Origin of the sequence: Streptosporangium sp. NPDC002721 (assembly GCF_042888905.1) — a bacterium.
Lineage (GTDB): Bacteria > Actinomycetota > Actinomycetes > Streptosporangiales > Streptosporangiaceae > Streptosporangium.
On record NZ_JBIAQI010000003.1, the window covers coordinates 156411 to 181215 of the forward strand.

Annotated in this window: 24 protein-coding genes, 1 tRNA gene and 1 other RNA gene; 9 read left to right on the forward strand and 17 right to left on the reverse strand. The window is 71.8% G+C overall.

Going from position 1 to position 24805, the window contains the following annotated elements; genetic code table 11:
* Positions 1 to 275 precede the first annotated feature (275 nt).
* Positions 276 to 1754 carry a methyltransferase gene (locus ACFYWM_RS04815; protein WP_389908608.1) on the reverse strand — a complete coding sequence of 493 codons (1479 nt, stop codon included), beginning with the start codon at positions 1752 to 1754 and terminating at the stop codon, positions 276 to 278.
* Positions 1755 to 1894: 140 nt separating this feature from the next.
* Between ACFYWM_RS04815 and ACFYWM_RS04820 the strand changes: the two genes are divergently transcribed.
* On the forward strand, positions 1895 to 2206 hold the full coding sequence (locus ACFYWM_RS04820) for a hypothetical protein (RefSeq protein ID WP_389908610.1): 312 nt from the start codon (positions 1895 to 1897) through the stop codon (positions 2204 to 2206).
* A 174-nt stretch (positions 2207 to 2380) separates the two neighbouring features.
* Here the strand turns inward: ACFYWM_RS04820 and ACFYWM_RS04825 are convergent, their stop codons facing one another.
* Both ACFYWM_RS04825 and ACFYWM_RS04830 read right to left on the reverse strand, forming a co-directional pair.
* Complete coding sequence (locus ACFYWM_RS04825) at positions 2381 to 2977, reverse strand: TetR/AcrR family transcriptional regulator (protein ID WP_389908613.1); 597 nt, start codon at positions 2975 to 2977, stop codon at positions 2381 to 2383.
* 253 nt (positions 2978 to 3230) lie between these two features.
* Positions 3231 to 3929, reverse strand: a complete 699-nt coding sequence (locus tag ACFYWM_RS04830) for a GNAT family N-acetyltransferase (protein WP_389908616.1) — start codon at positions 3927 to 3929, stop codon at positions 3231 to 3233.
* A gap of 88 nt (positions 3930 to 4017) precedes the next feature.
* Here ACFYWM_RS04830 and ACFYWM_RS04835 point away from each other — a divergent pair, with 88 nt between their 5' ends.
* Positions 4018 to 4584, forward strand: coding sequence for a winged helix-turn-helix transcriptional regulator (locus ACFYWM_RS04835; protein ID WP_389908618.1), 567 nt, complete (start codon positions 4018 to 4020; stop codon positions 4582 to 4584).
* On the opposite strand, the gene ACFYWM_RS04840 is transcribed toward ACFYWM_RS04835, so the two are convergent.
* Positions 4496 to 5191, reverse strand: a complete 696-nt coding sequence (locus ACFYWM_RS04840; RefSeq protein WP_389908620.1) for a VC0807 family protein — start codon at positions 5189 to 5191, stop codon at positions 4496 to 4498. The genes ACFYWM_RS04835 and ACFYWM_RS04840 overlap by 89 nt on opposite strands.
* 188 nt (positions 5192 to 5379) lie before the next feature.
* Here ACFYWM_RS04840 and ACFYWM_RS04845 point away from each other — a divergent pair, with 188 nt between their 5' ends.
* A complete protein-coding gene (locus ACFYWM_RS04845; RefSeq protein WP_389908623.1) occupies positions 5380 to 6285 on the forward strand; it encodes an SURF1 family protein in 906 nt (301 codons plus the stop codon).
* A gap of 76 nt (positions 6286 to 6361) precedes the next feature.
* On the opposite strand, the gene ACFYWM_RS04850 is transcribed toward ACFYWM_RS04845, so the two are convergent.
* Positions 6362 to 7048: a hypothetical protein gene (locus tag ACFYWM_RS04850; RefSeq protein ID WP_389908626.1), complete on the reverse strand. Its 687-nt coding sequence runs from the start codon at positions 7046 to 7048 to the stop codon at positions 6362 to 6364.
* Positions 7049 to 7094: 46 nt separating this feature from the next.
* On the opposite strand from ACFYWM_RS04850, the gene ACFYWM_RS04855 reads away from it, so the two are divergent.
* Positions 7095 to 7832: a tyrosine-protein phosphatase gene (locus tag ACFYWM_RS04855; protein ID WP_389908629.1), complete on the forward strand. Its 738-nt coding sequence runs from the start codon at positions 7095 to 7097 to the stop codon at positions 7830 to 7832.
* Between the two features lie 202 nt (positions 7833 to 8034).
* Entirely contained in the window at positions 8035 to 9231 is a 1197-nt protein-coding gene (locus ACFYWM_RS04860) for an amidohydrolase family protein (protein ID WP_389908632.1), read from the forward strand.
* Between the two features lie 37 nt (positions 9232 to 9268).
* On the opposite strand, the gene ACFYWM_RS04865 is transcribed toward ACFYWM_RS04860, so the two are convergent.
* The 3 genes from ACFYWM_RS04865 to ACFYWM_RS04875 all read right to left on the reverse strand — a co-directional run bounded on the left by ACFYWM_RS04865 (position 9269) and on the right by ACFYWM_RS04875 (position 12151).
* On the reverse strand, positions 9269 to 9607 hold the full coding sequence (locus ACFYWM_RS04865) for a YkvA family protein (RefSeq protein ID WP_389908635.1): 339 nt from the start codon (positions 9605 to 9607) through the stop codon (positions 9269 to 9271).
* A 156-nt stretch (positions 9608 to 9763) separates the two neighbouring features.
* On the reverse strand, positions 9764 to 11179 hold the full coding sequence (locus tag ACFYWM_RS04870) for an amidase (RefSeq protein WP_389908637.1): 1416 nt from the start codon (positions 11177 to 11179) through the stop codon (positions 9764 to 9766).
* A gap of 3 nt (positions 11180 to 11182) precedes the next feature.
* Positions 11183 to 12151 (reverse strand): LLM class F420-dependent oxidoreductase, encoded by a 969-nt coding sequence (locus tag ACFYWM_RS04875; RefSeq protein ID WP_389908640.1) that lies wholly within the window; start codon positions 12149 to 12151, stop codon positions 11183 to 11185.
* An 815-nt stretch (positions 12152 to 12966) separates the two neighbouring features.
* Between ACFYWM_RS04875 and ACFYWM_RS04880 the strand changes: the two genes are divergently transcribed.
* Positions 12967 to 13116 carry a hypothetical protein gene (locus ACFYWM_RS04880; RefSeq protein ID WP_389908643.1) on the forward strand — a complete coding sequence of 50 codons (150 nt, stop codon included), beginning with the start codon at positions 12967 to 12969 and terminating at the stop codon, positions 13114 to 13116.
* Positions 13117 to 13204: 88 nt separating this feature from the next.
* Here the strand turns inward: ACFYWM_RS04880 and ACFYWM_RS04885 are convergent, their stop codons facing one another.
* Together ACFYWM_RS04885 and ACFYWM_RS04890 are read right to left on the reverse strand one after the other, a co-directional pair.
* Entirely contained in the window at positions 13205 to 13972 is a 768-nt protein-coding gene (locus tag ACFYWM_RS04885; RefSeq protein ID WP_389908646.1) for a hypothetical protein, read from the reverse strand.
* 81 nt (positions 13973 to 14053) lie between these two features.
* Positions 14054 to 14728 (reverse strand): TetR/AcrR family transcriptional regulator, encoded by a 675-nt coding sequence (locus ACFYWM_RS04890; RefSeq protein ID WP_389908649.1) that lies wholly within the window; start codon positions 14726 to 14728, stop codon positions 14054 to 14056.
* A 617-nt stretch (positions 14729 to 15345) separates the two neighbouring features.
* Here ACFYWM_RS04890 and ACFYWM_RS04895 point away from each other — a divergent pair.
* Positions 15346 to 16251 carry a hypothetical protein gene (locus tag ACFYWM_RS04895; protein WP_389908652.1) on the forward strand — a complete coding sequence of 302 codons (906 nt, stop codon included), beginning with the start codon at positions 15346 to 15348 and terminating at the stop codon, positions 16249 to 16251.
* A 145-nt stretch (positions 16252 to 16396) separates the two neighbouring features.
* Here the strand turns inward: ACFYWM_RS04895 and ACFYWM_RS04900 are convergent, their stop codons facing one another.
* The 5 genes from ACFYWM_RS04900 to ACFYWM_RS04920 form a co-directional block, all read right to left on the reverse strand.
* Positions 16397 to 17464 (reverse strand): aspartate-semialdehyde dehydrogenase, encoded by a 1068-nt coding sequence (locus ACFYWM_RS04900; RefSeq protein WP_389908655.1) that lies wholly within the window; start codon positions 17462 to 17464, stop codon positions 16397 to 16399.
* The gene (locus ACFYWM_RS04905) at positions 17461 to 18735 is read right to left on the reverse strand and encodes an aspartate kinase (RefSeq protein WP_389908659.1); all 1275 of its coding nucleotides are present in this window, start codon (positions 18733 to 18735) and stop codon (positions 17461 to 17463) included. The genes ACFYWM_RS04900 and ACFYWM_RS04905 overlap by 4 nt, the downstream gene beginning before the upstream one ends.
* Positions 18736 to 18825: 90 nt before the next feature.
* Positions 18826 to 19359, reverse strand: a complete 534-nt coding sequence (locus ACFYWM_RS04910) for a DUF5063 domain-containing protein (protein WP_344743938.1) — start codon at positions 19357 to 19359, stop codon at positions 18826 to 18828.
* On the reverse strand, positions 19352 to 19951 hold the full coding sequence (gene recR / locus ACFYWM_RS04915; RefSeq protein WP_362688050.1) for a recombination mediator RecR: 600 nt from the start codon (positions 19949 to 19951) through the stop codon (positions 19352 to 19354). Before recR ends, ACFYWM_RS04910 begins: the two co-directional genes overlap by 8 nt.
* Positions 19952 to 19954: 3 nt before the next feature.
* Positions 19955 to 20308 carry a YbaB/EbfC family nucleoid-associated protein gene (locus ACFYWM_RS04920; RefSeq protein WP_329087916.1) on the reverse strand — a complete coding sequence of 118 codons (354 nt, stop codon included), beginning with the start codon at positions 20306 to 20308 and terminating at the stop codon, positions 19955 to 19957.
* 329 nt (positions 20309 to 20637) lie between these two features.
* On the opposite strand from ACFYWM_RS04920, the gene ACFYWM_RS04925 reads away from it, so the two are divergent.
* Positions 20638 to 22119 carry a GAF domain-containing protein gene (locus tag ACFYWM_RS04925; RefSeq protein ID WP_389908664.1) on the forward strand — a complete coding sequence of 494 codons (1482 nt, stop codon included), beginning with the start codon at positions 20638 to 20640 and terminating at the stop codon, positions 22117 to 22119.
* A 90-nt stretch (positions 22120 to 22209) separates the two neighbouring features.
* Here ACFYWM_RS04925 and ACFYWM_RS04930 read toward each other — a convergent pair whose 3' ends face one another.
* Both ACFYWM_RS04930 and ffs read right to left on the reverse strand, forming a co-directional pair.
* The gene (locus ACFYWM_RS04930) at positions 22210 to 24444 is read right to left on the reverse strand and encodes a DNA polymerase III subunit gamma and tau (protein WP_389908667.1); all 2235 of its coding nucleotides are present in this window, start codon (positions 24442 to 24444) and stop codon (positions 22210 to 22212) included.
* Positions 24445 to 24473: 29 nt separating this feature from the next.
* An RNA gene (ffs, locus tag ACFYWM_RS04935) (signal recognition particle sRNA small type) lies at positions 24474 to 24569 on the reverse strand.
* A 108-nt stretch (positions 24570 to 24677) separates the two neighbouring features.
* On the opposite strand from ffs, the gene ACFYWM_RS04940 reads away from it, so the two are divergent.
* Positions 24678 to 24766: transfer RNA gene (locus ACFYWM_RS04940), tRNA-Ser, on the forward strand.
* Positions 24767 to 24805: the final 39 nt, after the last annotated feature.

Sequence of the window (24805 nt, forward strand, 5' to 3'; positions counted from 1 at the left end):
CCAGACGTGGTTGATCACCGGCGTTCTCCTCGAAGTCGGACCCCGCGGTTCGGGATGGAAGTGAGGGTCCGGCCGGCCGTCTGACCCGGGCGACGCGTAGGGGGCCCGGTCATCCGGTGCGTCGCTCGCGGGTCGGCCGCCTCACTGTGACGGTCGGCCGGACATGGCACGGACCCTTCACCCCCCGGGTCCGTGCCCCACGAGAAGAGCTTCCCCCGCGGCGTTTGCCATCCGATTGACAAGCGATAGCGACGATTTCCACAGCCTGTGGACAGTCACCTTGTGGATATGTGGAAAAACCCCTCCGCGATCAGCGGGCGGAGGGCGGCGGGAGCCTTCGTCCGCAGGTCGTCGTGGTCCTCACCGGTCAGTTCCGCGATCGCGGCGAGCAGCGGGTCCAGTGGATAGTCGCCGTCACAGACCCCCGCGAGGGCGGCTTCCACGGTCCCGACCGTCGCGCTGCGGCGCAGTCCCGCGGTCTGCCGCAGCACGATGCGCGCCGGGTCCTCGGCGCCCGGCGGGCCGATCCGCTCCTCCAGCACCCCCTCGGCCACCACGAGCCTGGAGCCGAGCAGCTCGGCGTCGGTCAGCCGGTGCGCCGTGGCGATCGCGCCGAGCACCTCGTCCACGTATCCGCCGACCGGCAGCTCCACCGGCCGCCCGTACTCCTCGACCCGCACCACGGGGTCGAGGCTCCCGGAGTCGTGCAGCGTGATCCAGCCGAAGCCGATCCCGGTGACGTTCCCCGCCTCGAACCAGCCGAGCCAGTCGTCGTAGAGCTCGCGGTGGCGCGGGGTGCCCTGCTCGGCGGCGTCCCTCAGCCACAGCTCGACGTACTCGGCGGGATCCTGGACGTCGCGCTGCACCACCCAGCCGTCGCAGCCGGTCCCGGTGAGCCAGCCGCCCACCCGGTCACGCCAGTCCTCGCCGTCGACGTGCAGCCAGTTGGCCAGCAGGTGACAGCTGCCGCCGGGCGCGAGGTGGCGGGGCGCCCGGCGTACGAGGTCGCGGCAGAAGTCGTCGGCGTGGAAGCCCGACTCGCGGTAGGTGAACCGGCCGGCCGGGGAGATCACGAATGGCGGGTTGGAGACGATCAGGTCGAAGCGGTCGTCCTCGACGGGGTCGAACAGGGAGCCCAGCCGGGCGTCGACGCCGGTGACGCCGGACAGCGCCCAGCTGAGCCGGGCCAGCTCCAGCGCGCGCGGGTTGACGTCGGTGGCCGTGATCTCCCCGGCCCTGCCGCCCAGGTGGAGGACCTGCACCCCGCAGCCGGTACCGATGTCCAGGGCACGCCCGACGGGGCGGCGGGAGGCCAGCTGGGCCAGGTTCGCCGAGGCGCCGCCCGCGCCGACGACATGGTCCGGGCGCAGGGCCGGGTCGCCCGGCCTGACCTTGCGGTCGGAGACGACGTAACCACCGGAGCCACCGCTCCCGTCGGCGCCGTCGGTCTCCCAGGGCTGCAGGTGGACCGCGGAGGTGATCCGGCCGCCCTCGACGGTCACCAGGCCCGCGGCGGCCAGCTCCTCCACCGGAAGGCCCGCCGGCACCCCTCGCGCCTCCACGGGGGCGCCGAGCCACCACAACCGGATCAGCGTGGCGAGCGGGTCGCCGTCGGCGGTGGCCCGCAGGGCGGGGATCGTCTCCTCACGGGAGAGCGCGGTGGCGGCGACGTCGCCGAGGCGCTCGCGGACGCCGTCGATGGTGTAGCCGGTGTCGAGCAGGAGTTCCCTGAGCCGGCCGGGCAGATCGTTCACCGGACAATCCTCGCACCGGGCCCGTCCGGATGCTCCCGGTGATGAGACTGTTACCCACTGGGGTAAGCGTTCTGCAAGCGGACTTCAAGCGGAAAGCGGTACTTCTTGGTAGCCGCACCACACGCTCCAAAGGATCCATGATGCTGATCCCCTGTTTCGCCTGCGAGTCCCGTTTTCACCCTGACGAATACTTCCGCGCCTGCCACGACTACCACCGTGGCAAGGATCTGGTCGCATGGACCTGCCCGCGGTGCGGCAATCAGGATGAGTTACGGGTCTTCCCCGGGGAGCTGGGGTTCGGTTACGCCCTGCGCGGCAGGTTCGACGTCTCCGACCGGGTGCGGGTGCCCGGCCTGCGGCGCCGGCGCCAGGACCTGCGGCTGGACATCTCGCTGGACGAGGACGTCTGGCGGGTGTCGACGCGGACGCGCCAGCTGGTGGGAGCGCACTGAGACCGCTCCGGCCCGGAAAAGCCCCCGTGATCCGGGCCGGAGTATCAGTGACGTTCGCCCAGAAGGTCTTGCCGCCCGTGCGGCCCGCCCGGAAGGTTCGCCGCCCGTTCAGGGATTCTGCTGCCCGTCCAACCCGCTCGGCCCGCCCGTTCTCGGGAGGGTTTGGCCGCCCGTTCAGGGATTCTGCTGCCGCAGGCTCTGCCAGGCCGCCTCGCGCAGGCCGCCGATCTCCTCGGGGGTGGGCTGGTGCGCGCCGGCGAACCACAGGCGGCACATCTCGGTGGCCGGTCCCAGCCAGAGCACGTAGCACATCGTCGGGTGGACGGGCTGGAGCAGGCCGTCCTTCATGTGCGGGCGCCACCAGTCGGAGACCTGCCTGAAGAACGCCCTGCGCGACTCCGACACCTCGGTGCCGCCCGGCTCGTCACGCCTGGGCGGGCGCTCGCTGATCAGCAGGTGGGCGCGCTCGCGGTGCTCGCCGCACCACGACATGTGCAGCGCGACGATGGTCTCGATGCCTCCCCGCGCGCTCTCGTGGCGCTGGAGCTCGGCGAGGAAGGCGTCCTGGTACATGCGCAGGGTCTCGGCGTACAGGACGCCGAAGACGTGTTCCTTGCTGGCGAAGTGGTGGTAGAAGCTGCCGACGCTGACGCCGCTCTCCTCACGGAGGCTGGCCAGTGTGGTGGCCGAGACCCCGTCCTGGCTGAATCGGCGCAGGGCACCCTCGACGATCCTGGTGCGGCCGTCGCGTCCGCTCTTGGCAGTCTTCACGGATCCCATGGTGGGGCAACAGAACCTTGTTCCGCAAACTGCCCGGGAAACGGCTTGGACCACGTCGATCGTACCGTCTTGATCCGGAGGAGCCGCACCGCCGCCCCGGACGCCCGGCCCGCCCGGTCCGGCGACGCCCCTCTCCGGCCTGAGCCTTCCCCGGCACGCCCTCGACGGGACCGTACGGCGCGCTTCTGACGGGACCGTCCGGTGGGAGCGGGCAGGGGCGCGCGGGAGCCGGCCCGGGGGTCGCTCAGCGGAGAACCTTCGCGGTCACCTCGACCGTGCCGGAGGAGACGCGCATGGTCGCCTCCGGCCACGCCCTGCGGACCATCACCAGGACCGCGCGGTTGTCCCCGAGCACGTCCATCCCCACCGTCCTGGCCCCCCTGGCCTCCGCGCGGCGCATCAGCGCGCGGACGAGCCGGGAGCCCAGCCCCATCCCCTGCCACTCGTCGCCCACCACCACGGCGATCTCGACGTCGGTCTCCTGGCCGCGGTAGCTCATCGCGTGCCCCACGAGAAGGTCCCCGTGCACGGCGAGCAGGGCGTCGCGCCGCTCGTCCACCGCGAGCAGCGTCCTGACGAAGCTCGCGCTCGGACGGCTCATCCCGGCGAAGAACCTCCGCGCCTGGGTGCGAGGCGACAGCCCCCCGAGGAAGCGGCGGATCCCCTCCTCGTCGTCCGGCCGCGCGGGCCGGATCTCGACGGCGCCCTCGGGCACGGTCGTCACGTCCCCGGAGGCGGCCGCGAGGCCCCCGACCCCCGCCGCCACACCACCGGACCCCCGCGAGACGTCCCCGTACACGACCGCGACGTCCCCGGACGTCCGCGCGACGTCCTCACACACGAGCACCGCGTCCCCGGACGTCCCGAGGACGTCCCCGCGCACGACCGGGACGTCCCCGGACGCCGGGGAGCCACCCGGCGGCACCAGCTGAGTTCGCATCATGAACTCAGAGTCGCGCGAGACAGCTGAGTATGTCAACTAGACTTAGGTGAACGTTGGAGGTGGTGCGATGGCGACTTACGATTCGCACATGAATGAGGCGGCTCCCGGCAACCTGCCCTCGCGAGCGCACAACTGCTCCATCGAACGCGCCCTGGGCGTCGTCGGCGAGAAGTGGACGTTCCTGGTGCTGCGCGAGGCGTTCGGCGGCGTGCGGCGCTTCGCCGACATGCAGGCCGCCACGGGAGCGCCCAGGCAGGTGCTCAGCGCCCGGCTGACCCGGCTCGTGGAGGAGGGGCTGCTGCGCAAGGTCCCCTACCGCGAGCCCGGCCAGCGGCAGCGCGACGAGTACCGGCTGACCCAGATGGGTCTCGACCTCTATCCGACCCTGGTGGCCCTGATGCAGTGGGGCGACCGGTATCTCAGCGGCCACGAGGGACCGCCGGTGCGCATCACCCACCGCGGCTGCGGCGCCCTGGTCGAGCAGCACTTCCGCTGCGCCGAGGGACACGAGGTGTCCGGTCCGAAGGAGGTCACCCCGGTGCCCGGCCCCGGAACGCGCCTTCGCGCTACAGCGGCCCCCGTGCCCCCGGCTCCGGCGTCCCCGGCTCCGGGGTCTCCGTCTCTCTCGTCTCCAGCCTGCGCAGGCAGTGCCTGAAGCTGAGCACCGAGACCAGCGCCGCGCCGCCGAGCAGCACCGCCACCGCGGAGGTGCGCACGAGGAGATAGGTCTCCAGGGTCTGGCTGAGCAGCAGCCACAGGCTCAGCGCCCCGTTCAGCAGCTGCGCGCATCCCCACAGCACCGACTGCGCCACGAAGAAGCGCCGCATCCGCGGGTGCTCCATCACCTGGTCCGGCAGCGGTACGAGATCGGCCACCACCCGCCGGATCAGCGGCCTCCGCAGCGGCGCGGTGAGCAGGAAGCCCATGCTCACGCAGAGCACCCCCAGGCAGGGCTGCAGGAAGAACACGATGGGGTTGCCCGTCGCCACCGTCAGCGCCACCCTGACGGTGATCGTGCCCGCCGCCAGCAGCAGCGTGCCGGGCGCCTCGCCGCCCCTGACCAGCCGCCAGGCGACGCCGCCGTAGACCCAGGCCGCCGCCACCGCCAGCGCGACGTTCTCGTCGGTGAAGACCAGCGCGACGTAGAAGACGAGAACGGGGAGGATCATGCTCTCGAACACCCTGGGGGCGGCGTGCCGCAGCAGGACCCCGAGGCGGGGGAGTACGAGCGGAGCCGGGGGGGCGGGCATGAGCACAGTCATCAGGGGCGGGCTCCGGAGGTGGTGGAACATCCCGGGGGAAATCTCACACGACCGTACGTGATGTCCGGAGTGTCCGGCGAGCTTTTCCATGACATCCGAGGATCGGGCGGTCCCGGGCACCTTACTACGCCCCAAGACGCGCCCGGCCGTCCCCAAAGGCGCACGCGAAGGACGGGGCGGTGCCCCCGGTGCCTACTCTTGATGACGTGTACCGGTTCCTGCTGACTCCCCGATGGCTGGCCCTCCACGTGGTGGTACTGCTGGTCATCCCCGCTTTCGTGCTGCTGGGCCAGTGGCAGTTCGGGCGTTTCGAGGAGAGGTCCACCAGTAGCGACCAGATCACCGGCAACCTCGAGGCCGCCCCCGTCGCCGTGGAGCGGCTCACCTCGCCCGGCGGCACCGTCTCCACGCAGGACAAATACCGCACCGTCCTCGCCAAGGGGACGTACGACGCGAACGCCCAGCTCCTGGTCCGGCGCCGCGTCCAGGACAGGGCGGTCGGCTTCTACGTGCTGACTCCGCTGGTCACGGCGGACGGCACCGGCGTGCTGGTGAACCGGGGCTGGGTCAAGGCGGGCAGCACCGCCGACGCCCACCCCGAGGTCCCGGCGCCGTCCTCGGGTGAGGTGACTGTCACCGGCAGGTTACGTCCCAGCGAGACCGAGGAGACCTCGGGCATCCGCGACCGGGCGGGCCTGCCCGCGGGGCAGGTCCTGCTGATCAACACCGAGGCGATCGGGCGCCGCCTGCCGTACAAGCTCCTCGGCGGATACGTCGAGCTGACCGAGCAGTCGCCGGCCGCCGCCGTCGCGCCCGCGCCCGTCCCCACGCCGGACGTCGGCGAGGGAGGCGGCCTCAACCTGGCCTACGGCGTGCAGTGGTGGCTGTTCATCGGGGTCGCGATCGGCGGCTGGGCGCTGCTGATCCGCAGGGAGGCGGCCGACCTCAGGGCGGCGGCCTCGGCACCGGCCACACCCGGCGGCCCGGACCCCGGCGCCCACTCCGAAGGCCCCTCCGGAGGCGACGGGAACGAGAAGTCGCCTGACGTCGCCCCGCGAGCCGCGGCGGCACCGGCGGAACGGGCCGGGTCCTGACCGGGAAGGCCCTCGGAAGACCGCCTCGACGGGCCTCCGGCGCTTCGGAGGCCGCGCCTCGTCCACTCCTCGACGATCACGCGTTGACCATCGCCAGGCCGAAGAGAAGTGCCACCGCGATCGCGAACCCGCGTGTCCCGTCGATCTTGACCGGCGCGGGCAGCGCCTCGTACGGGTCGCGCCACAGGGGTCTCGGCTCCAGCAGGACGTAGAGCAGCGAGCCGCCGGTGAGGAACATCCAGAACCACGCCCAGCGGCTGGCGTAGCGGGGGTTCGGCCGGGCCAGCATGAGCAGCCAGGCCAGGATCTCGGCCGCCACCGCCACCGGGCCGAACGGCTCCCACCACCGCCCGTAGGCGGGCGAACCGGCCAGGGCCCCGAAGCCCTCGGTGCGCACGATCTCCACGGAGGGGTCGGCGGCGGCGCGCACCTGGGCCAGGAAGGCCTCCTGGCGGCGCTCCAGGGCCTCGGGGACCAGCCGGGTGGTCCGGGGGTCCCAGACGTCGTCGGGCTGGTCGAAACGGGCCTGGCTCCAGGAGAGCGGCCCGTGGGACCACGTCAGCGTGCCGTAGGCGGGCCAGTTGCGGTCGTAGACGACCTTGGTCACCTCGCCCGCCCGCAGGTCCGACACGAGCTCCGCGGCGGGCCGCAGGGGAGGTGCCTGGTTGATGTGTACGACGACCGTGGAGAGCGCGAGCACGAACAGCAGTGCCACCCGCACGGCGTACGGGATGTCGTCCCGTGCCGGAATTACCACTCGCATCCCTGCCCCCATCACGCGAGACCCGCCGCTGGATAGGTTAGAGGGCGTGATCCGGCATATCGAGTTCGCGCGGCTGTACAACTTCCGCGACGTGGGCGGCTACCGGACGGACGGCGGGCTGGAGGTGCGCTGGCGGCGGCTCTACCGCTCCGCCTCGCTGCACATGCTCGCCGACGACGACCTCGACCGTTTCCACGCGCTCGGCGTACGCACCGTGATCGATCTTCGTCATCCCGACGAGGTGGCGCGTCGCGGCCGTGCCCCGGAGGGGCCGGGCTACCACAACCTGCCGGTCGAGCGCCGCAGGTGGGACACCGCTCGCGACTACCACCCCGACGCCGGGGTCGCGAGGTTCTTCGCCGACCGCTACCTGGAGGTGGCCCACGACGGTCACGCCGAGCTCAGGAGCGCGCTGGAGGTGATCGCCGAGGCGGGCAACGCGCCCGTGGTGGTCCACTGCGCGGCGGGCAAGGACCGCACCGGGCTGCTGGTCGCGCTGGTGCTGCGGCTGCTGGGGGTGTCCGAGGAGGACGTGGTCGCCGACTACGCGCTGACCGAGCTGGCCAGGCCCCAGATGGTCGCGTACTGGGAGAAGGAGCGTCCGGCCGAGGTCCGGTGGGCGGGGTTCGGGCGGGCGCCCGCCGAGGCGATGCGTCTCTTCCTGGAGGAGCTGGGCCCGGTACGTGACCACTGCCTGCAGACTCTGGGTGTGGACAAGACCGTAATATCCGCTCTCAGGAACCATCTTTTGAAAAATCCTGATAATGGGGCGATCTCTGGGTAGTCGCTCTCGCAGGGCCCGCCATGGGCAGCACCCTCCGGCGGGCCCGCCCCCCGGGGCCGCCCTACCCCCCTCCGGTGGCCCCGGGGCCCGCCTGTTCCCCCTCCCGCGGAAGACGTCCCGGAAGAGATCACGGAAGACAGAGATACCAAGCGGAGACCTTGCGGCTTGATGAGTGTTATTCCAGCGGAATACGGTTGACCGTGTGACTACGCCGCTGCTCCCCGACCCCGAGCCCAGGCGGCGGGACTATGTGATCATCTCAGCCGACGACCACCTGATCGAGCCGCCCGACATGTTCGACGACCGGCTCCCGGAGAAATACGCCGACAAGGCGCCCAAGGTGGTCGAAACCGACTCCGGTCACCAGGTCTGGCGTTACGGCGGGGCCACCTACCCCTGTGCCGGGCTCGACGTGGGCGCCGGGCTGCCCCGCGAGCAGTGGACGCTGGACCCGGTGCGGTTCGAGCACATGCGTCCCGGATGCCACGACGTCGAGGCCCGGATCGAGGACATGGACCGCGCCGGAGTCTGGGCCGCGCTCTGCTTCCCCGGCATGCTGGCCGGGCAGTCGGGCATGGTCTTCGCCAAGACCCGCGACCAGGAGCTGGGCCTGGCGGTCCTGCGCGCCTGGAACGACTGGCACGTGGAGGTCTGGGCGGGCACCTACCCGGAGCGGATCATCGCCCTGCAGCTGCCCTGGCTCACCGATCCCGAGGTGGCCGCCAAGGAGATCCGCGACAACGCGGCGCGCGGCTTCAAGGCGGTGCTCTTCCCCGAGTTCCCCACCCGGCTGCGCCTGCCGTCCATCCACAGCGACCACTGGGACCCGTTCTTCCAGGCGTGCGAGGAGACCGGCACCGTCGTCTGCCTGCACGCCGGTGCCGGTTCCTGGGCTCCGGTCCCGTCCCCGGACACGCCGATCGAGGCGATCACCACGCTGATGCCGGCGAGCGCCATGTTCGCCTGCGCCGACTGGCTCTGGTCGGGCGTCCCGCTGCGCTTCCCCGCGCTGCGGATCCTGATCGTGGAGGGTGGCGTGGGCTGGCTGCCGATGCTGGCCGAGCGGGCCGACTACGCGCTCGACCACCCGGTGGCCGGGGAGGCCTCCTGGGAGGGCGGCCTGAAGCCCAGCGAGGTGCTGCGGAGAAACTTCTTCTTCGGCACGCTCAACGACCACGCCCTCTCCGGGGTGCGGCTCGCCGTCGGGCTGGAGCACGTGCTGCTGGAGAGCGGCTACCCGCACTCCGACTCCACCTGGCCCGACACCCAGCAGGCCGTCGCGACGAACCTGGGCAGCCTGCCGCCCGCCGACATCGCCCGGGTGGCCTACGGCAACGCCGCCCGCCTGTTCGGCCACCCGCTGCCCTCGCGCGCCTGGCTCAGGATGGAGCAGATCTGACGCTCCCCGCCCGGGGCCGGAACAAGACCGATCCGGCTCAGGGCCGGACGGACCTGACCCGCTCGCGCTCCCAGTCGACGTAGCGCCCGCCCTCGCCGAGCAGGGAGCCCATCAGCCACAGGAACACGCCGAAGTCGTCGGCCACCCCGATGAGAACCAGGAACTCGGGGACGAGGTCGACCGGCGAGACGATGTAGAGCACGCCGAGCCCCATCATGGCCAGCTTGCCCTTGCCCATGCCGGGGTAGTCCCCGTGCATGACCGCGCCGATCATTCTCGGGAGGGCTCGCAGACGCGCCCCGAGACCGGGCGAGCCCGGCTTCGTCACGTCCTTGTACGTCCGCCACGCCTGCGCCGCGCGCGCCGCCTTCGCCATGGAATCCTCCTCGGAACCACGTTCGCCTGGCGGCGTACTACCCCGCCGCTTCACGATATAACGCGTGGTTTCCGAACGGAGTTCCCGAACGCCGCTCACAATCGCCTTCCACGCCCGGCCGGGGCCGCGCCCCCGGACCGGGCGGACGTGTCGTGGCTAGCGCATCGCCGCGTGCCGGAAGGGGCGTTCCTCCTCGATCCGGGCGGCCACCCGGACGAGCAGGTCCTCCCGTCCCGCCGCGGCGACCAGCTGCACCCCCACCGGCAGGCCGTCCGCGGTGCGGTGCAGCGGCAGGGAGATCGCTGGCTGCCCGGTGGCGTTGACGGGCGAGGTGAACGCCACCGCCTGGTTGGTGCGGCCCCGCGAGGTGCTGACGTCGTCGGGAGGCAGCCAGCCGAGGCGGAAGGGCGCCACCCCCAGGGACGGCATGAGCAGCAGGTCGTGCGACTCCCACCAGGCGGCCATCCGCCGCCTGAACCCGTCGATCCAGTCGCGCGAGGTCACGTAGCCGACCGCGTCGAGCCCGCGGCCCGCCTCGCCCAGGACGCGGTTGCGCGTCTCCAGCTCGTCCGGCCCGACGGGCCTGCCGCGCCAGCGTCCGACCTCCTCCACGTCGGCGGCCACGTGGGCGGCCACGATCGTGCCGAAGTGCACGGCGAAGCCGTCGTCGGCGAGCGCGGCGGGCCCCCCGGGCTCGACGTCGTGGCCCAGCGCCTCCAGCAGCCCGGCGGCGCCGGTGACCGCGGCCACCAGGTCCGGGTCGGGCGGGAAGCCCCCTCCGGGGTGCTCGGCGAGGAAGCCGATCCGCAGCCGCCCGGGATCCGCCCCGACCTCCTCGGCGAGCGGGCGCGCCCAGGCGGGCGCGCCGTACGGGTCGCCCGGCATCGTCCCGGCGATCACGTCGAGGGTCGCCGCGCTGTCCCTGACCGTACGGCAGAGCAGGCCCGCCGCCGAGAAGCCCGCCCAGGGCTCGCCCCCCGAGGGACCGGAGCTGACCCTGCCCCTGCCGGGCTTCAGCCCGACCAGCCCGCACATGCTCGCCGGGATCCGGATCGACCCGCCGCCGTCGCTGGCCGTGGCCACCGCGACCATGCCCGCCGCCACCGCCGCCGCGGACCCGCCGCTCGATCCCCCGCTGCTGTAGCGCCGGTCGTACGGGTTGCGGGTGGGACCGGACACCACCGGCTCGGTCGTGATCGCGGTGCCGAACTCCGAGGTGCTGGTCCGGCCCAGGATCGTGAACCCCGCCCGGCGCAGCTTGGTCACCGCGTAGCCGTCGCGCTCGGCGCGCATCCCGTCGAGGGCGCGCGACCCCGCGCCGTACGGCTCCCCCGCCATCGCCCAGCCCAGGTCCTTCAACAGCGTCGGCACGCCCGCGAAGGGGGCGTCGGGGTCGACCTCGTCCGCCTCCGCCAGCGCCCGCTCGAACCTGCGGTGGACGACCGCGTTGATCTCGCCGTCGTGCGCCTCGATCCGCGCGATCGCCGCCTCGGCGAGCTCCCTCGGGGAGACCTCCCCCTTCCTCACGGCCTGCGCCTGTCCGAGCGCGTCGAGCCTCAACAGGTCGTGCAAGGGTCACTCCTCGACAGGGGCCAGATCTCGTACGGCCTGGGTGATCGGGACCTCGCCCCCGGGGATGGGGGCGAGGATCGGGGTGTTCAGGCCGTTGTCCACATACTCCCGGATCCTGGCCCGGCACGTGGCCGCGTCGCCGTGCACGATGAGCTCGTCCACGACCTCGTCGGGGATGGCCTTGAGCGCCGCCTGCCGGTCCCCGGCCGCCCAGGCCTCGTGCATCGGCCGCAGCACCTCGCCGCGCCCCAGCCAGTCGTGGAAGGCGGCGTAGACCGGGACGGTCAGATAGCTCGCGAGCATCCAGCGCCCGAGCTCGCGCACCTTCTCCGCGTCCTCGCTGACGCACACGAACAGCCGGGCGATGAGCTCGGTCTCCTCGCCGGCCTCGGCCCTGACCTTCCGCACGTCGGCGGGCGAGAGCCAGTTGGTGATCGCGCCGTCGGCCTCCTCGGCGGCGAGGCGCAGCATGCGGGGGCGCAGCGCGGCGAGCACGATCTTCGGCGGGATCTTGGGGGCGCGCTCCAGCTTGAAGCCCTTGACCTCGAACGTCTCGTACCGCTCGGTGACCTTCTCGCCCGCGAGGGCCTTGCGCAGGAAGCGCAGGGTGTCTCTGGTCCTGGCGAACGGCTTGACGAACTCCCCGGCGTTCCAGCGTTCCACGATGGCCGGGGAGGAGGCCCCGATGCCCAGGACGAAGCGCTCGGGGGCGAGGTCGGCGAGCGTGGCGGCGGACATGGCGAGCAGGCCGGGCCCCCGGGTGGAGACCGGGACGATGGCGCTGCCGAGCCGCACCCCGGGGGCCCACTCCGAGGCCATCGCCAGGGGTACGAAGCCGTCGACGCCGTTGACCTCGGCGGACCAGGCGTCGGTGTAGCCGAGTCCGGGGAGCTCGGCGATCAGATCCCGGGAAGCGGCCAGTGAACGGTCGTAGAAGGGGATCGTCATGCCCCAGCGTGGGCCCGTGGTCATCGTGCCGCCTCCGTCTCGATGGTTCGCCGCCGGGGACCTTTCCCCAGAACGATGTTCTGATGTAGCTTGCCGCACGCGCTCGGGGTGCCGTCAATAGGTCCACCGTACCAACCGGCCGGTATGTCATTGAAACAATGATCTATATCGACCGATCACTTACCGGCCCGTCACTTTCCGTGTGATGTTAGAAACTTCACGTGACGAAGCATTGGCGAAGGAACCGACGACGGGGCCTGCACGGAGCGGCGGCCCTCGCGATCTGCATGGCGGCCCCCGTCCTGGCCGGGACACCTCCCCTCGGGGCGGCAGACGGCCCGGCCCCCGGGGCGTCGCACGTGGCCCTGCGCCTGCTCTCCGGCCGATCGCCCCTCCCGCCCTCCCCGCCCCCAGGGCATCGGTCGAAGCCGGAGACCGGCCACCCGGCGGCGCCGAAGCCCGAACCGCCCTACCCGACCGCGCCTCCGCCGGGACCCGACGACCGGAAGGTCCCCTGGTGGCACTGGTGGCACTGGTGGGAGTTCGCGCCGGACCACCCGGCGGACGTCCCGTCCAAACCGAAGACAGAGCCGAAACCGGAACCCGAGCCGGAGCCGGAAGTGACGCCCACGCCGGAGCCCGCGCGGCCGACGCCCACCGCTTCCGCCCCGGAGCCCTCCGCGCCCGCCGAGCCCACTGAGCCCACTGAGCCCACTGAGCCCACTGAGCCCTCTGGGCCCCGCGCCCTGGCGCCCCCGCCCGTCCTCGAAGCCGTCGTCACGCCGACGCCGACACCGACCCGGAGCCGCACTCCCCGGCCGAGGGCGACGCCCTCCGGCGTGCCCCCGCTCCTGCGGCAGCGGCTGGTGCTCGACCGCTACGCCGAGCGGCGCAAGGGCACCGACAGGAGGCTGGTCCTGCTGGTGATGTGCACCGGCGTGATCTCGGTCGCCGCGGTCACCGCCTTCAGCCACAGGGTTCGCAGGTAGGGGGCACCGACGGTGAAGCCCGCCGGTGAACCTTCCACCGGCGGGCTTCACCACGCGTGCCAGGTCGCTCCCGGGCCGTCGAGAAGAGCTACGGCTGGGCGGGGAAGAGGCCGTCGATCTGGTCGTACTGCCGCTGCGCGGCCTTGAACGCGTCGGGCTCGACGGCGCCGAGCCCGCTGAACGGGTGGCTGATCAGGATGATGAAGCACACGCCGACGACGACCACCCCCAGCCGGACCAGGTCGGCGACGATCGACGAGGTCGTGGGCCGCACCCCCAGCGTCCAGGGCAGCGCGATCACCAGCAGCCCGGAGAGGATCATCGAGATCACGAAGATGCTCTCCAGGCTGGTGCTCGCGTCGTCGCCTCGTACGATGCGGGCGTGGGAGACCTCGGAGATCCGGTCGAGCGTGTCCTGCTGGAGGTTCTTGCTCTCCTCACCGACCGGACGGAGCCTGAGCACCGCGGCCCGCATGTCCATGAGGGTCTGCCCGGGGATCGGGGACATCTCGCTGCGGGCCATGAGCGGCCAGTCGAGGTCGACGCTCTGCGCGGTGTACCGCCGGATCTGGGACCGGACGGGCGCCGCCTCGGGGACGGGTGCCACCGACCAGTACATCTCGGTGAGGCTCTCGGCCTCGGCCTGGACGTCTGCCTCCGACACCGAGAGCGCGTCCCGGCACAGGACCGCGGCGTAGGCCAGCACCAGGAGATAGACGGCGAGGGCGAGGTTGGCGGAGAAGTCGACGGACGACGAGCCGTGCTCGCCGTCGTCCCGCCCCTTCCTCCGCAGGACGCGGAACGCGATCAGCGCGATCGCCACGGACACCACCACCAGCACGGCTACCCAACCCATGGGACTCCCTAGAAACCGTCATCGAATCGACCACCCAGGGTAATCAGATGGATACGGTGAATCATGGGATTCGGCCGGGATTCACTCGCGAAGTTCGTGGATCCCCGCGATGAAGTCACGGGCGACCCCGCGCAGGCCGGGCAGGTGCGAGAGCCCCACCAGGCGGTCCACCAGCGGGACGGTGAGCTCGATGAGCCGGTGTGTCCTGCGGCACCCCTCCGACTCGTCGTGCACCCAGAACAGGACGACGCCCATCGACATCAGCCACAGCAGCTCGGGCAGCTCGGCCCGCAGCTCGCTGTCCATGCGGTCGGAGGACCCCTCCACGACCCGCCGGTAGATCGCGATCGACGCCTCCCTGGAGGGCGAGGACTCGGCGCTGAACGGGTTGAGCGGGTTGCTCGGCTCGGCCGCGTGCTTGAAGAACTTCACCGCGAACTCGTGGTACGGCTCGGAGACCCGCACCCACTCCCGCAGCACCCCCGCCAGCCGCGCGGCGAACCGGGGCTCGGCGGCCAGCAGCCTCTCGCACGCCGCCTCGTGCTCGGCCTGGGCCCGGTCGTAGTACGCCTGGATCAGGACCTCCTTCGAGGCGAAGTAGTAGTAGGCGTTGCCCACCGACACCCCGGCCTCGGCGGCGATGGCCCGCATGGTCGTCGCCTCGTATCCCCGCTCGCGGAAGAGCCGCAGGGCCGTCTCGACGATGGCCTCACGGGTCCTGTCCGATCCACGGGTTCGCGGGGGCGGCTCGGTCATAGGGGGCTCGTCACCTGTCGATTGGAGCTGGGAGAACGGGCTCGTCTGGTCTTTCCCCACCGGACGAACCCTAGATCATCCGTCCCGCACCACCGGGGATGAGCCTCAGTGAACGACCCTAAGCGCGCTCCATGGCCCCCGCCACTCATATCCGTGATTGCCCCGCCACTCCCGGTCCGGTGCCGCCGGGCGGCGTGCCCGGCACGCCCTCGTGCCGCCCGCCGGGGACGCGACGATGGCGTCTTACACGGCAAATACCGAAATGTCGGCTATATCGAGAAGCGCCGTCTCAGCAGGTCATCGAGCTGCCCGATCATTCCCACTACCGGGCAAAAATCACTCTTCGTGAGGGATCATCCGGGTTCGGGGATGGGATTGATCCTTTTGGCGGAAGGGCTCCCGCGACAAGGGATACATAAATGGGGACATGTCCCTGTAGACAGCGGGCTGCCCGGTTCACCACCGGAGCACTGCTCGCTCTGCAGCTATCTTTCATCGCATCGGTCCCGCACGACAGCGCGACCGCCGAAAGCGGGAACGCGTCGGCCGGGGCCGCGATCGTGAGCCGGTCGGTCGTGGCCGGCCCGGCGGAGACACGCCGGTCCACGATCATCGGAGTGTACGACATCGCCACCTCGGAAATCGCCCGGCGCTACGCCCGCGAGCTGTGTCACCGGGCGACTCCCGGAGACCTGAGGATCACGGTCCCCCTCTGGACGGGGAACGTCACCTCCGGGGACACGCCGTCAAGGTCCTCCGGGACCACCGCGCGAACGCGGGCCACCGCCCCGGCCGGCGAGCACCGGGAACAGGCGGCCCCCCAACCGCCCGAAGCCACCAGGAGAACGCGAACCGCCACCCCGGAGGACGCGCCCCACGGGCAGGCGGCCTCCCGGACACCCGAGACCACCGCGCGGACGCGAACCGCCGCCCTGGTGGACGCCCCCCAGCAGCAGACGGCCCCCGAGACCACCTCCCAGACCACCGGGAAGGCACCGGCGATCCAGGCCAAGGAAAGCGCCCAGGCCCCGCCCCCGGCCGCCACCTCGGCGGAGCAGGCTCTGGCGGCCCCCGCGAAGCCCGCCGAGGCCAACCCTCCCCAGGCGCAACAGGCCCGGCATCCCGTACGACTCCAGCAGACGGACGCCAAGCGGCTCCTGCGGGCGGCGGGCCTGCGCTGGACCTCCTCGGGCAAGTGCGCGAACCGCCAGGGGAGCAACTGCACCTCGCTGGAGGCCATACGGTCCGAGACCGTCTCCAGCGCCATCGAGCTGAAGCGCCGCAGCGGCTGTCCCATCGTCGTCACCGGCGGCACCGAGGTCGGCCACGCTCCCGGGCCCTACAGCCACTACGAGGGCTACAAGCTGGACATAAAGCCCAACGCATGCGTCAACCGCTACATCACGAAGAACTACCCGGCGCAGGGGGTACGGGGAGACGGGGCCCGCCTGTACGGCCACTCGACGACGTCGGGCCCCCTCTTCGCCCGCGAGGCGGACCACTGGGACATCCTCTTCCGCTGACCTCGTGGATCGCACGACCACGCGGATTCACCACCCCGAGGTTCGGGCCCGTACAACCGCGAGGGCCGTACGGCGGCACGGTGTCATCGGACACCGCGCCGCCGTACGGCCCGCAAAGAGCACGCGCGTACGGCCCCGGGAAGGGTTACGCGAACTCGGCCGCGACCAGCTCGGCGATCTCCGCCGCGTTCAGGGCGGCGCCCTTGCGGAGGTTGTCGCCGCAGACGAACAGGTCGAGGGTGTTGGGGAAGTCGAGCGCCTGGCGGACCCGGCCCACGTAGGTGGGGTCGGTCCCGACGACGTCGGCCGGGGTCGGGAAGACGCCGTTGGCCGGGTCGTCCATCACGACCACGGTCGGGGCGGCCTCAAGGATCCGGTGGGCGTCGGCGACGGTGATCTCCCGCTCGAAGGTCGCGTGCACGGCCAGCGAGTGGGTGGTGATCACCGGGACGCGGACGCAGGTCGCGGAGACCTTCAGGTCGTGGATCCCGAGGATCTTCCGCGACTCGTTGCGGAGCTTGATCTCCTCGGAGGCCCAGCCGCCGTCCTTGAGCGAGCCCGCCCACGGCACGACGTTGAACGCCACCGGCGCCGGGAACGGCGACTCCTCGTCCCCGAGCCTGTTCTGCAGGACCTTGCGCACGTCACCGGCGGTCTGCCCGACCGTGCGGTCACCCGCCAGGGCCTCGATCTCGTCGTAGAGGCGGGCCGAGCCGGCCACGCCCGCGCCGGAGACCGCCTGGTAGGAGGCGACGACCAGCTCGCGCAGGCCGTACTCCTCGTGCAGGGCGCCCATCGCGGCCATCATCGACAGGGTCGTGCAGTTGGGGGTGGAGATGATCCCCAGCGGCCTGGTGCGAGCGTCCTGCGGGTTGACCTCCGGCACGACCAGCGGGACCTCGGGGTTCATCCGGAAGGTGCCCGACTTGTCGATGACGACGGCCCCGCGCTCGGCGGCGATCGGCACCCAGGTCGCGGAGACCTCGTCCGGCACGTCGAAGATCGCGATGTCGACGCCGTCGAAGACCTCGGGGGTGAGCTCCTGGACGACGAGGTCCTCGCCGCGGACCCGCAGGACCTTGCCCGCCGAGCGGGCGGACGCGACGAGCTTGATGTCGCCGTAGACGTCCTCGCGGTTGGAGATGATGTCGCGCATCACGGTGCCGACGGCACCGGTCGCGCCGATCAGGGCAAGGGTGGGCTTGCGGCTCATCGCCCGCTACCTCCGTAGATCACGGCTTCGACCTGGTCCGCGTCGAGATCGAACGCGCGGTGCGCGGCGCTGACGGCCGTGTCCACCTCGTCCTGCCCGACGATCACCGAGATGCGGATCTCCGAGGTGGAGATCATCTCGATGTTCACCCCCGCGTCGGCGAGGGAGGCGAAGAACGTCGCGGTGACGCCGGGGTGCGAGCGCATGCCCGCCCCGATCAGCGAGACCTTGCCGATCTGGTCGTCGAAGAGCAGCGACTCGAAGCCGATGCGCTCCTGGATCTTCTTCAGCGCGGTGAGCGCGGCCGAGCCGTCGCTCGTGGGCAGCGTGAAGGAGATGTCCGTCCGGCCGGTCGTCGCCGCCGACACGTTCTGCACGATCATGTCGATGTTGATCTCGGCGTCGGCGAGCGTCTTGAAGATCGTCGCAGCCTCACCGACCTTGTCGGGCACCCCGACAACGGTGATCTTGGCCTCGCTCCGGTCGTGCGCGACGCCGGAGATGATCGGCTGCTCCATCTCTGTTCCTTCGCTGTCGGGGTCGGAGACGACCCACGTGCCTTCCTTGGTGCTGAACGAGCTTCTGACGTGGATCGGCAGGCTGAAGCGGCGAGCGTACTCGACGCAGCGCAGGTGCAGGATCTTCGCACCGCACGCCGCCATCTCCATCATCTCGTCGTACGAGATCTTGGGGATCTTACGGGCGGCCGGGACGATACGGGGGTCGGCGGTGAAGACGCCGTCCACGTCGGTGTAGATCTCGCACACGTCGGCGTTCAGGGCGGCGGCGAGCGCGACCGCGGTGGTGTCGGAGCCGCCCCTGCCGAGCGTGGTGATGTCCTTGGTGTCCTGCGAGACGCCCTGGAACCCGGCCACGATCGCGATCTGGCCGCTGTCGAGCGCCCCGCGGATCCGGCCGGGCGTCACGTCGATGATGCGCGCGCGGCCGTGCGAGGAGTCGGTGATCACGCCGGCCTGGGACCCGGTGAACGAGCGCGCCTCCTGCCCCAGGTTGGCGATCGCCATCGCCAGCAGCGCCATCGAGATGCGCTCGCCCGAGGTGAGCAGCATGTCGAGCTCGCGGCCCGGCGGGAGCGGCGAGACCTGCTGGGCGAGGTCGAGCAGCTCGTCCGTCGTGTCGCCCATGGCCGAGACGATCACCACGACGTCGTTGCCGGCTTTTTTCGTCGCGACGATCCGCTGCGCGACCCGCTTGATGCAGGACGCGTCGGCGACGGACGAACCACCATACTTCTGAACAACGAGCGCCACGAGATGTCTCCGAAGCAATCTAGGGCTGTGGAGCTCACAGTCTACTGGCGCCCCTGCTGAGGCCTTCTGATCGAACCAGTATGTGGACGATCACACCGTCGTGCGCTCCTCCGCGACGTCGAGCCGCGTATGGGCGACAAGGGCCTGAAGTGCCCGCATCGCCGCGCCGGCGTGGTTTCCCCAGGTGTTGAAGTAGGAGTACTGCCACCACCAGAGCGCCTCCAGGGGGCGCCCCGCCCTGTGGTGCCGCAGGCCGTGCAGGAGGTCGGCGGCCACCGCCGTCAGGTCGTCCGACAGGCGGTACGGGGTGACCACGGTGTCCTTGTAGGGGTCGAAGACCTCGGCGTAGTCGTCGACCGGCCCCAGCCGCTCGGCGAGGGCGGTGCGGACGGCGTCGACGTCCGGGTCCTCGCCCAGGTGCGGCTCCCAGTTGCCCGACAGGATCACGTCCTGGCTCGCGCCGAGCTGCGCGCCGGCCGAGCTGACCTGCGCGACCTCCACCAGCAGCAGCGGCAGGATGGCGTCGCCGCCCTCGCCGCCCGCCAGGCGGGTCAGGCCGTCGATGTAGTTCTTGGCGTGCTCCGCGATCCGTTCCGCGAGAGCGCTCCACGCATCGTCAGACATCAAGGAGCCTTCTTCCTTCGAACGCGCGGCCCAAGGTGACCTCGTCGGCGTACTCAAGGTCACCGCCTACCGGCAGACCGCTGGCCAGTCGTGTCACTTTCAGTCCCATCGGCTTGACCAGACGGGCGAGATAGGTCGCCGTCGCCTCCCCCTCGAGGTTGGGGTCGGTGGCGAGGATCAGCTCGGTGACCTGGCCGTCCGCCAGGCGGGTCATGAGCTCTCGGATGTTCAGGTCGTCGGGGCCGACGCCGTCGATCGGGCTGATCGCCCCGCCGAGCACGTGGTAGCGGCCCCGGAACTCGCGGGTCTTCTCGATGGCCACGACGTCCTTGGACTCCTCGACGACGCAGATCACGTGGAGATCGCGCCTGGTGTCGCGGCAGATCCGGCACTCCTCCTCCGCGGCGACGTTGCCGCAGACCCGGCAGAAGCGGACCTTCTCCTTGACCTCCAGCAGAGCGTGCGCGAGCCGCTTCACATCGGCCGGCTCCGCGGCCAGCAGGTGGAACGCGATGCGCTGCGCGCTCTTGGGACCGACGCCGGGAAGCATCCCGAGCTCGTCGATCAGATTCTGGACGACCCCTTCGTACATGACCTAGAACCCGGGAAGCTGGCCGAGCCCGCCCCCGCCGCCCAGCCCCTGCGCGAGGGGACCGAGCTTCTCCTGCTGCAGGTCGGCGGCGGCGCGCACGGCGTCGCGGATGGCGGCGATGACCAGGTCGGCGATGGTGTCGGCCGTCTCCTGGGGGTCGCCGGGGTCCACGGCCTCGGGACTGATCTTGAGTTCGAGCAGCTCGCCACCGCCGTTGACCGTGGCCACGACGAGGCCGCCGCCCGCGGAGCCCTCGACTTCCGCGTCGTTCAGCTCCTGCTGGGCGCTCACGAGCTGCTGCTGCATGAGCTGGGCCTGCTCCAGCAGCTGCTGCAGGTTGACATCCCCTGGGTTCACCGTCGTTGTGCTCCTCGTCCGTGACATCGGTCGTCACGAGCCTACGGGGTTCGGGCCGGGTGTTGTACTGCAGCGAGCACGCGTTCCCCCAGTATGAGGATTAAACCCCCGTCGGGCCCCGGGCCCCCCTCCAGACGTCCGAGACCCGACGCGACACGCGCCGGAGCGGCCGCACACGACAGCGTGTGATCGAAAGGTAGCCCTCCGGAGGTTGCACACACGTTGCGATCGTTCACTCACCCTGCGCACACCCTCTTTGGCCGAACGGGTTGCGGGCGGGGGTCCCCACCACCGATGCTTCGGCCATCGGCTCTACTCCGGGGGGATATGTGCGCGACAGCCACCGGGGAGCTGTCCAGGCGGCCGGTCCCGACTCCTACTCGTCACGGCTGCGACGCCTGCACGAGGCGCTGATCAGGGGTGAGCGGCCGGCGGGTGAGGGCCCCAGGGGCGTGATCTCCGCGTCGTGGCGGCGGTCGCTGGACGCCGGGGTCGACCCCGACGCCGGATCGGCCCCCCTCGCCTTCGAGGGCGAGGACATCCGCGAGGTCCGCTCGGCGCACCCGATGAGCAGGCTCCTGCCGATCATCACCGGGACCCTCCTGGAGGCCGTCGACGCGGACGACCAGATCCTGCTCGTCACCGACGCCCGCGGCAGGGTGCTCTGGCGCGACGGCAACCACCGGACGATGGCGAGCGCCGACGAGGTGGGGCTGGCCGACGGTTTCGACTGGAGCGAGGGCGCGATCGGGACCAACGGCCCGGGCACCGCGCTCGCCACCCGCCGGCCCCTGCACGTCTTCTCCGCCGAACACCTGGTCAGGGCGCTCCACCTCTGGTCGTGCTCGGCCGCGCCGATCGTCGACCCCGACAGCGGCGACCTGCTGGGCTGCGTCGACATCAGCGGCACGACGCGGTCCATGCACCCGGCGAGCGTCGCCCTCGTCGAGGCCGCCGCCCGGCTGGCGGAGAGCCACCTCACGCTGCGCATGCTCGAACGCGACGAGCGGCTCAGGCGTCGCCACGGGCGGCACCTGAGCGCGCTGCGCGGCGAGCCGGGCGCCCTGGTCACCGCGACCGGCCGGATCATCGCCGGGGACGACGCGCGGCAGTGGGGCCCGCGCGTACGCCTGCCGGAGGCGGGCAACCGGGTGGTCCTGCCCGACGGGCGGAGCGCCTTCCTGGAGGCCCTCGGCGACGACGGCTTCCTGCTCCGCCTCGCGGGCCCGGCCCGCGGCCCCGTGCTCACCCTGTCCTTCCTCGGCGCCGAGCACCCCTCCGCGCACCTCGACGGGACCCGCCTGGCGCTCTCCCTGCGCCACGCCGAGATCCTCGCGACACTCGCCCTCAACCCCCGGGGGATGACCGCCGCCCAGCTCTCCTTCCACCTGTACGGCGACGCGGGCAACCCGGTGACCGTCCGCGCCGAGATCCACCGCCTCCGTGCCCAGCTCGGTCCCGCGATCGCCGCCAAGCCGTACCGCCTGGCCTGCGTGGTGGAGGCCGACTTCCTGGAGCTCAAGCGGCTGCTCGCGGCCGACGAGACCGCCCCGGTCGCCCGCGTCTACCGCGGCCCCCTGCTGCCCCGCTCCGAGGCGCCCGCCCTGCGCCTCGAACGCGAGGAGCTGGAGGGTCAGGTACGGGCCCGGCTGCTGCGGCGGGGAGGCCCCGAGGACCTGTGGGCCTACGCGGAGACCGAGCACGGCAGGAACGACATCCAGATCCTCGAACGCCTCGTCACGGCGCTGCCCCGCCACGACCACCGCGCGGTGGCAGCCCGCATCCGCCTCAGCGGCGTCGACCTGCCCTGAGCCCCCGTGACCGGCGGCCCCGGGAACCTGCCGGGCGCGTGCTCAGGGGGTGTCGCCCTGTGCGGCCGGCACCTCGCCGGGTGAGATCCGTCAGGTGTGGTCGATCTCGCCGATGACCTGGCCGCCCAGCTCGCGCTGGAGGAGGGCCATGCCGGTGAGCGCGTCGACGTCGGCGTCCGCGTCGTTGAGCGGGTCGACCTCGTCGGCGTCGGGGGCGGTGCCGCGGCCGTTTCGGGCCGGGACCGCGTCGGGCCAGGCCGCCGCCTTGGCACCGGTCTTGACCGCGGCCTTGGGCCCTGCCTGGGCCGCCGCCCTGGCCGCCGAGCGAGCCGCGGCCAGTCCGGGGCTCGGCATGGAACTCGGCGGGGGAGGCGAGCCGGGATCCTCCGGCAGGGGGGCGTCCGGCCAGGACTCGTCCGTCGCGGGCGGTGCCTGCCTGGGCGTGGCCTCCCGCGACTCCGTGGGCGCGGGCGGCTGGGACGGAGGCTGCGGGGCCGGTGCCTGCGGAGCCGGGTGCTGGGGAGCCTGGTTCTGCGGGGCGAGGTTCTGAGGGGCCGGGTGCTGGGGGGCCGGGGGCTGCCTCGGAGCCGGGGGGCGGCCACCGCCCGAGGGAGCGGGCCCGCCGCCGACGACGGCCTCGACCTTCCAGGTGCCGCCCAGGACCTCCTGCAGCACCGCCGCGACGACCGCGTCCTTGCCGCCGCCGGTGAAGTTCTTCATCGCGCCGACCTGGGCGAACCCCAGGGTGACGATCTTGCCCTCGACCCCGACGACCTGCGCGTTGGTGTTGACGTTGGCCCACACGACGATGCTGCGCCGCTTGAGCGCCGCGAGCACCTGGGGCCACGCCTGCTGCACGGCCCCGGCCCCCGAGCCGGACACCGTCACCGGGTCGGCCGGCGCGGGCGCCTGCTGGGCCGGTGCCCGCTCTCCCCGTCCCTGCGATTCCTGCTGTCCCTGGGCCGGCGCGCCGGGCCTGACCGCCACCGGCCAGTCGTCGCCCTGACCACCGGACCGCTCGGCGGGGGCGGTGGGCTCCGCGGGCGCCTGCGGCGGGGGCGCCGCGTGGGCCACCGGCGCGGGGGCGGGGGCCTGGTGTACGGGGGCCGCGGAAGCCTGGTGTGCGGGGGCCTGTTGCGAGAGGGCCACGGGTGCGGGAGCCGCGACGACTCCCCCCTGCTCCAGCCGCTCCAGGCGGGCGAGCAGCGCCGCCTCTCCCTGAGCGGCGCCGGGAAGGAGAATCCTGGCGCACATCAGTTCGAGCAGCAGCCGGGGCGAGGCCGCCCCGCGCATCTCGATCAGGCCCGCGTTGAGGATCTCCGCCGCGCGGGTCAGCTCGGCCGGGCCCATCGAGGCCGCCTGGACCTGGAGCCGCTCCAACTCGTCGCCGGGCCGGTCGAGCAGCCCGCTGGTGGCCGCCTCGGGCACGTTGGCCAGGATCACCAGGTCGCGGAAACGCTCCAGCAGGTCCATCGCGAACCGCCGGGGGTCGTGGCCTCCCTCGATCACCCGGTTCACGACCTGGAACACCAGGGCGCCGTCACGACCGGCGAAGGCCGCGACCACGTCGTCGAGCAGGTCTCCGTCGGTGTAGCCGAGGAGGGAGACCGCGCGGGCGTACGTGATGCCCGCCTCGTCGGAACCGGCGAACAGCTGGTCGAGGATCGACAGCGAGTCGCGGGCCGAACCCGCGCCCGCCCGGACCACCAGCGGGAGCGCGGCGGGCTCGAACGGGACCTTCTCCGAGGTGAGGATCTCCTCCATCAGCGCGCGCAGCGCGGCCGGGGGGATCAGCCGGAACGGGTAGTGGTGGGTCCGGGACTTGATCGTCCCGATGACCTTCTCCGGCTCGGTGGTCGCGAAGACGAACTTCAGGTGCGGGGGAGGCTCCTCGACGAGCTTGAGCAGCGCGTTGAAACCCTCGCGGGTCACCATGTGCGCCTCGTCGATGATGTAGATCTTGAAGCGCGACGACACAGGCGCGAAGAAGGCCCGCTCGCGCAGGTCGCGGGCGTCGTCCACGCCACCGTGCGAGGCGGCGTCGATCTCGATGACGTCGAGGTGGCCGGGGCCGGTGGGCGCCAGCGCCACGCAGGACTCGCACTCCCCGCACGGGTCGGGGGTCGGGCCCTTCTCACAGTTGAGGGAGCGTGCCAGGATGCGCGCGCTTGACGTCTTTCCGCATCCCCTGGGCCCGCTGAACAGGTACGCGTGGTTGATGCGCCCGCTGCGCAGCGCCTGGCGCAGCGGGTCGGTGACGTGCTCCTGACCCTTGACCTCGGCGAAGGTCCCGGGCCGGTACTTGCGGTACAGCGCAAGACTCATGCGGCGATCCCACCTGCGAGGGGTCTCAACGAAGAGACCCCTCGCACACCCGCCAGAGCCCGCTTATCCTTGCTGCCTTCCGGCCCTGGGGAGGTTCACAGGATGACGCCGCGCGAGGGGTCGGCCCTCAGTCTAGCCTCAGATCCGAGTGGTCGGTATCCGAAAAGATCAGAGTGGTCGGTGTCGGAAATTAGTGGTCCGTGGCGCTCAGAAAGTTGGGTAAGCTTCTCCACGGAGGATTCGCCTAGTTGGCCTAGGGCGCACGCTTGGAAAGCGTGTTGGGGGCAACCCCTCAGGAGTTCGAATCTCCTATCCTCCGCCACCTGAGAGGGGCCGGACCGCACACGCGGTCCGGCCCCTC